The following is a 7,314-nucleotide window of genomic DNA, read 5'->3' on the forward strand; positions in this document are numbered from 1 at the left end:
TGCAATGCGTGAAAGACACCGACATCCACGAGAACATCGAGCCGGTGGATCTCAATCATGTGCTCGATTGCCTGGTCGAGCCGTATCTGGCGCCGAACGGCAATGGCCGCGTCACCCAGCATGGGCGCGCGCTGTCGGCGTATCCGGGCAAGCCGCTGGCGCTCAAGCGCTGCATCGGCAACCTGATCGACAACGCCTTGAAGTACGGGCAGAACGCGCATCTGCACATCGATGACGATGACAGCGCGTTTGTCCTGCATGTTGATGACGAAGGGCCGGGTGTGCCGCAGCAGCGGCTGGAGCAAGTGTTCGAGCCGCACTTCCGCCTGGCGGGGCAGCAGCAGGGCTACGGACTCGGTCTGGGCATTGCGCGCAACATTGCCCACAGCCATGGCGGCGAGGTGACGTTGCAGAACCTGCGTGAGGGCGGGTTGCGGGTGACGTTGCAGTTGCCTCGGTCTGTGGATTAGCCCCGAAAAGCCCCTCACCCTAGCCCTCCCGAAACGTCGGACCGCCCAGAGGGAGAGGGGACCGATTGGGGGATGCTGCTGAGGTGCGCTGACCTGTAAATGCGGTGGTGAATCCATAATCGCCAATATTTTTCAGGTCGACGGAGGACGCAAGACACCTCGGTCGGCCCCCTCTCCCTCCGGGAGAGGGTTGGGGTGAGGGTGCTTTTGCTCTTCTCTTTTGTCACGAGCTAGTGACAAATACCGTCCCCTTCGTTACAAGCCCGCCCCGGCCCGTTGTTTAGACTGCCCGCAGTCCTAACAACAAAAAAGGGTCACGCCATGGACACCTTTCATCCTGACTTCAGCAGTTGGCTGAACGCCCCTGCCCACCAGCAATGGCTCGCCGCTGAAGGCCTGCGTCTGCTGGATTTCGCCAAGGCTGCGAAGCTGCCCGAAGGCTTCGGCAATCTCGAAGAGCGCGGCCGTTTGCAGGCGCACGCGCAAGCCGAAACTATGAACACCGCGCGCATGACCCACAGCTTCGCCATGGCGCACATTCAGGGCCTGCCGGGGTTTGCCGAGCTGGTCGACCACGGTATCGCCGCGTTGCGCGGGCCACTGCGTGATGCGCTGCACGGCGGCTGGTTTGCGGTTGCCCAGCATCGCGACGACAACACCGGCAAGAACGCCTATCTGCATGCCTTTGTCGCCCTCGCCGCCAGCTCCGCCGTGGTCGCACAACGGCCCGGCGCTCAAGCCTTGCTCGATGACGCAATCGACATCATCGACACTTATTTCTGGAGCGAAGAAGAGGGCGCCATGCGCGAATTCTTCAATCGCGACTGGAGCGAAGAAGAAGCCTATCGCGGCGCCAACAGCAACATGCACGCGACCGAAGCATTCCTCGCGCTGGCCGATGTCACCGAAGATCCGCGCTGGCTGGTGCGCGCCCAGCGCATCGTCGAGCGGGTGATCCATGGCCACGCTGCTGCCAACGACTACATGGTCATCGAACACTTCGATCGCGACTGGCAACCGCTGCGCGAATACAACCACGACAATCCGGCTGACGGTTTCCGTCCCTACGGCACCACGCCGGGCCATGGTTTCGAGTGGGCGCGCTTGCTCCTGCACCTTGAAGCCGCGCGGGTGCAGGCCGGCATGCTTACGCCGGGCTGGCTAGCCCTGGATGCTCAAAAACTCTTCGAAAACAACTGCCGGCACGGCTGGGATGTCGATGGCGCGCCGGGCATTGTCTACACCCTCGACTGGCACAACAAAGCCGTGGTCCGCCATCGCCTGCACTGGACGCACGCCGAAGCCAGCGCTGCCGCCAGCGCCTTGCTCAAACGCACCGGCGACGCGCAATACGAAACCTGGTACCGACTGTTCTGGGAATTCTGCGAGACCAATTTCATCGACCGCTGCAACGGCAGCTGGCACCACGAACTCAATCCGCAGAATGTCCCGAGTGCCGATATCTGGCCGGGCAAGCCCGATCTGTATCACGCCTGGCAGGCTGTGCTGATTCCTCGATTGCCGCTGGCGCCAAGCATGGCCACGGCTTTGGCGCAGTTGTCCCGACCTGTTCCTGTGTAACCATGTCGTGACATTTACGCGTCCCTTCGTTACCTGCGAAGCGAAACGCTCTGTTTAAACTCCGTGCAGCGCAAGCACCAGACTTGCAATGCATAACAACAAGAAAGGTACATCTCGAATGAATGCGATTTCTCGCCTCGCTACTGTCATTTCTGTCGCCTCCCTGTTCCCGCTCGCAATCCTGCCGCTCAGTGTCTCCGCTGCCGATTCCAAAGGTTCGGTCGAAGTCGTGCACTGGTGGACTTCCGGTGGCGAAAAAGCCGCTGTCGATGTGCTCAAGGCCCAAGTCGAAAAAGACGGTTTCACCTGGAAGGACGGCGCTGTCGCCGGTGGTGGCGGTGCGACTGCCATGACCGTGCTGAAAAGCCGTGCCGTCGCCGGCAACCCGCCAGGCGTAGCGCAGATCAAAGGCCCGGACATCCAGGAATGGGCGTCGACCGGCCTGCTCGACACCGACGTTTTGAAAGACGTCGCCAAGTCGGAAAAGTGGGACAGCCTGCTCGACAAGAAAGTCTCCGATACCGTGAAGTACGACGGTGATTACGTGGCCGTGCCGGTGAACATTCACCGCGTGAACTGGCTGTGGATCAACCCGGAAGTCTTCAAGAAAGCCGGCATCACCAAGAATCCAACCACCCTCGAAGAATTCTACGCGGCTGGCGACAAGCTGAAAGCGGCGGGCTTCATTCCGCTGGCCCACGGCGGTCAGCCTTGGCAGGACAGCACCGTGTTCGAAGCCGTGGTGCTCTCGGTCATGGGCGTGGATGGCTACAAGAAAGCCCTGGTCGATCTCGACAACAAAGCGCTGACCGGCCCGGAAATGGTCAAGGCGCTCACCGAGCTGAAGAAAGTCGCGACCTACATGGACGCTGACGGCAAAGGCCAGGACTGGAACCTCGAAGCGGCCAAGGTCATCAACGGCAAGGCCGGCATGCAGATCATGGGTGACTGGGCCAAGTCCGAATGGACCGCCGCCAGGAAAGTCGCCGGCAAGGACTACGAGTGCGTAGCGTTCCCGGGCACCGACAAGGCGTTCACCTACAACATCGACTCGCTGGCCGTGTTCAAGCAGAAGGACGCAGGCACTGCGGCCGGTCAGCAGGACATCGCCAAAGTCGTGCTGGGTGAGAACTTCCAGAAAGTCTTCAGCATCAACAAAGGCTCGATCCCGGTGCGCAATGACATGTTGAACAACATGGACAAGCTCGGCTTCGATTCCTGCGCACAGACCGCTGCCAAGGACTTCCTCGCGGACGCCAAGTCCGGCGGCCTGCAACCAAGCATGGCGCACAACATGGCGACCACTCTGGCCGTGCAGGGCGCGTTCTTTGACGTAGTCACCAACTACATCAACGACCCGAAAGCCGACCCGGCCGATGCGGCGAAGAAACTCGGCGCGGCGGTTCAGTCAGCTAAATAGGCGCCTTGACGGCGAGCTGCAAGCTTCAAGCTTCAAGCTGCAAGTTATAGGCTTGCGCGCTGCTGGTCTTGTAGCTTGCAGCTTGCAGCTGTTCTTCTCTTTCTTTTCTGGATTTGCTCATGAGTTCTGTTGCTGTGTTCAGCAAGGCCTCGCCGTTCGATGCATTGCAGCGCTGGCTACCGAAACTGGTGCTGGCGCCGAGCATGTTCATCGTGCTGGTGGGCTTCTATGGCTACATCCTGTGGACGTTCATTCTGTCGTTCACCACCTCGACCTTCCTGCCCAACTACAAGTGGGCCGGTCTGGCGCAATACGCGCGGTTGTTCGACAACGATCGCTGGTGGGTGGCGAGCAAGAACCTCGCCGTGTTCGGCGGCATGTTCATCGGCATTACCCTGGTGATCGGCGTGTTGCTGGCGGTGTTCCTCGACCAGCGCATCCGTCGCGAAGGCTTTATCCGCACCATTTACCTGTACCCGATGGCGCTCTCGATGATCGTCACCGGTACCGCGTGGAAATGGCTGCTCAACCCGGGCATGGGCCTGGACAAATTGTTGCGTGACTGGGGCTGGGAAGGCTTCCGTCTGGACTGGCTGATCGACCCTGATCGCGTGGTCTACTGCCTGGTGATCGCCGCTGTGTGGCAAGCCTCGGGCTTCATCATGGCGATGTTCCTCGCCGGCCTGCGTGGCGTCGACCAATCGATCATCCGTGCGGCGCAGATCGACGGTGCGAGCATGCCGCGCATCTACTGGAAAGTCGTGCTGCCAAGCCTGCGTCCGGTGTTTTTCAGTGCGGTGATGATCCTCGCGCACATCGCGATCAAGAGCTTCGACCTCGTTGCGGCAATGACCGCCGGCGGCCCGGGTTATTCCTCCGACCTGCCAGCGATGTTCATGTATTCCTTCACCTTCAGTCGCGGCCAGATGGGCATGGGCTCGGCCAGTGCGATTCTGATGCTCGGTGCGATCCTCGCGATCATCGTGCCTTACCTGTATTCCGAGCTGAGGACCAAGCGTCATGACTAGTCTTGCTGCCAAACCCGCTATCAGCTTGAGCCGCATCGCGATCTACGCGGTGCTGATCCTTGCGGTGTTTCTGTATCTGGTGCCGCTGGTGGTGATGTTGCTGACCAGCTTCAAGACCCCGGAAGACATCAGCACCGGCAACCTGCTGAGCTGGCCGACCGTGGTCAGCGGCATCGGCTGGGTCAAGGCCTGGGCCACGGTCGACGGCTACTTCTGGAACTCGATCAAGATCACCGTTCCGGCGGTAATCATCTCCACCGCCATCGGTGCGTTGAACGGTTACGTGCTGTCGATGTGGCGCTTCCGTGGTTCGCAATTGTTCTTCGGTCTGCTGCTGTTCGGCTGCTTCCTGCCGTTCCAGACCGTGCTGCTGCCGGCCTCGTTCACCCTCGGCAAGATGGGCCTGGCGAGCACCACCACCGGCCTGGTGTTCGTTCACGTGGTCTACGGTCTGGCGTTCACCACGCTGTTCTTCCGTAACTATTACGTGAGCATTCCCGATGCGCTGGTCAAGGCTGCACGGCTGGATGGCGCGGGGTTCTTCACGATTTTCCGCCGCATCATCCTGCCGATGTCGACGCCGATCATCATGGTCTGCCTGATCTGGCAGTTCACCCAGATCTGGAACGACTTCCTCTTCGGTGTGGTGTTCTCCAGCGGTGATTCGCAACCGATCACCGTGGCGCTGAACAACCTGGTCAACACCAGCACCGGCGCCAAGGAATACAACGTGGATATGGCAGCGGCGATGATCGCCGGCCTGCCGACCCTGCTGGTCTATGTGGTCGCAGGCAAGTATTTCGTGCGCGGGCTGACGGCCGGCGCGGTCAAGGGGTAATCATGGCTACGCTTGAACTTCGCAACGTAAACAAGACCTACGGGGCCGGCCTGCCGGACACCCTGAAGAACATCGAACTGTCGATCAAGGACGGTGAATTCCTGATCCTCGTCGGTCCGTCGGGCTGCGGCAAATCGACCTTGATGAACTGCATCGCCGGTCTGGAAACCATCACCGGCGGCGCGATCATGATCGGTGATCAGGACGTCAGCGGCATGAGCCCCAAGGATCGCGACATCGCCATGGTGTTCCAGTCCTACGCGCTGTACCCGACCATGAGCGTGCGCGAGAACATCGAGTTCGGCCTGAAGATTCGCAAGATGCCACAAGCAGCGATCGACGAAGAAGTCGCCCGCGTGGCCAAGCTGTTGCAGATCGAACACCTGCTCAATCGCAAGCCGGGCCAGCTCTCCGGTGGTCAGCAACAGCGCGTGGCGATGGGCCGTGCTCTGGCGCGGCGGCCGAAGATCTACCTGTTCGACGAACCGCTGTCGAACCTCGACGCCAAGCTGCGCGTCGAGATGCGCACCGAAATGAAACTGATGCACCAGCGCCTGAAAACCACCACGGTCTACGTGACCCACGACCAGATCGAAGCGATGACTCTGGGCGACAAGGTCGCGGTGATGAAGGACGGTATCATTCAGCAGTTCGGTACGCCGAAAGACATCTACAACAATCCGGCCAACCTGTTCGTGGCGAGCTTCATCGGTTCGCCGCCGATGAACTTCATCCCCCTGCGTTTGCAGCGCAAGGACGGTCGTCTGCTGGCGCTGCTCGACAGCGGTCAGGCGCGTTGCGAATTGCCGATGAGCATGCAGGACGCCGGGCTTGAAGATCGCGAAGTGATCCTCGGCCTGCGCCCGGAGCAGATTGTTCTGGCGAATGGCGAGGGCAATGGTCTGCCGAGCATCCGCGCCGAAGTGCAGGTCACTGAACCGACCGGTCCGGACACCCTGGTGTTCGTCAACTTGAACGACACCAAGGTCTGCTGCCGACTGGCGCCGGACGTGGCACCGCAGGTGGGCGAAAGTCTGACGTTGCAGTTCGATCCATCGAAAGTGTTGTTGTTCGATGCCAATACCGGCGAGCGTCTGGGCGTTGCGGGCCAGGTGCAGACAGAGACCCGGTCGGCGAATGTGGCGCAATTCAAAGGGCGCTGAAGTACAAAATGTGGGAGCGAGCCTGCTCGCGAAAGCGGTCTGACATCCAGCATTGATGTCGCCTGTTCCACCGCATTCGCGAGCAGGCTCGCTCCCACAAAGGAGCACGCGGTGTCCGGCCTGTCGAGCACCGCACTTTATGTAAACCGCGTTAGATAAAAACAGTTAATAACAATAAAGACGAGGATGTAGGGATGAAAAAGAAACACGTCAATGCCCGGTTGATCTGCCAGGTTTCAGCGGCAGCTGCACTGGTGCTGGCCGGTAATGCGATGGCGGCGGATGCGTTCAGCTCCGACTCCAAATGGATGACCGGCGACTGGGGCGGCGAGCGCACCAAGCTGATCGAGCAGGGTATCGACATCAAGGCCGACTACGTTGGCGAGATGGGCGCCAACCTGAACGGCGGCTACAACGACGACAAGACTGCGCGTTATGCCGACCAGTTCGGTCTGGGCGTGGCCCTCGACCTGCAGAAACTGTGGGGCTGGGACAACACCCAAGCGAAGATCCAGCTGACCAATCGTAACGGCTACAACATCTCCAACGACCGCGTTGGCGATCCGCGTGCCGGCACCCTCAGCTCCTCGCAGGAAGTCTACGGCCGTGGCCACATGGTGCGTCTGACCCAACTGTGGATCCAGCACCAGTTCTTCGACAACAAACTCGACGTCAAGGCCGGTTACTTCGGCGAAGGCGAAGACTTCAACACCTTCCCGTGCGACTTCCAGAACCTGGCGTTCTGCGGTTCGCAAGTGGGTAACTGGGCGACCAACATCTGGTACAACTGGCCCGTCAGCCAGGCCGCGATCCG

7 protein-coding genes are annotated in these 7,314 nt (G+C 60.4%); all 7 read left to right on the forward strand.

Going from position 1 to position 7,314, the window contains the following annotated elements:
• The coding region (locus tag D6877_RS00135; RefSeq protein ID WP_130909458.1) for a sensor histidine kinase at positions 1–470 on the forward strand (470 nt) is incomplete at its 5' end.
• Between the two features lie 321 nt (positions 471–791).
• A complete protein-coding gene (locus D6877_RS00140) occupies positions 792–2,051 on the forward strand; it encodes an AGE family epimerase/isomerase (protein ID WP_130909459.1) in 1,260 nt (419 codons plus the stop codon).
• Positions 2,052–2,169: 118 nt separating this feature from the next.
• Positions 2,170–3,471, forward strand: coding sequence for an ABC transporter substrate-binding protein (locus D6877_RS00145; RefSeq protein ID WP_130909460.1), 1,302 nt, complete (start codon positions 2,170–2,172; stop codon positions 3,469–3,471).
• 119 nt (positions 3,472–3,590) lie between these two features.
• Positions 3,591–4,499: a sugar ABC transporter permease gene (locus tag D6877_RS00150; RefSeq protein ID WP_016773533.1), complete on the forward strand. Its 909-nt coding sequence runs from the start codon at positions 3,591–3,593 to the stop codon at positions 4,497–4,499.
• A complete protein-coding gene (locus D6877_RS00155; RefSeq protein ID WP_039758116.1) occupies positions 4,492–5,337 on the forward strand; it encodes a carbohydrate ABC transporter permease in 846 nt (281 codons plus the stop codon). The genes D6877_RS00150 and D6877_RS00155 overlap by 8 nt, the downstream gene beginning before the upstream one ends.
• Positions 5,338–5,339: 2 nt before the next feature.
• Positions 5,340–6,500, forward strand: coding sequence for a sn-glycerol-3-phosphate ABC transporter ATP-binding protein UgpC (gene ugpC / locus D6877_RS00160; protein ID WP_073472036.1), 1,161 nt, complete (start codon positions 5,340–5,342; stop codon positions 6,498–6,500).
• A gap of 194 nt (positions 6,501–6,694) precedes the next feature.
• The coding region (locus D6877_RS00165; protein ID WP_178083607.1) for a carbohydrate porin at positions 6,695–7,314 on the forward strand (620 nt) is incomplete at its 3' end.

This window comes from Pseudomonas sp. Sample_9 (genome assembly GCF_004307535.1).
Classification (GTDB): domain Bacteria; phylum Pseudomonadota; class Gammaproteobacteria; order Pseudomonadales; family Pseudomonadaceae; genus Aquipseudomonas; species Aquipseudomonas mercuritolerans.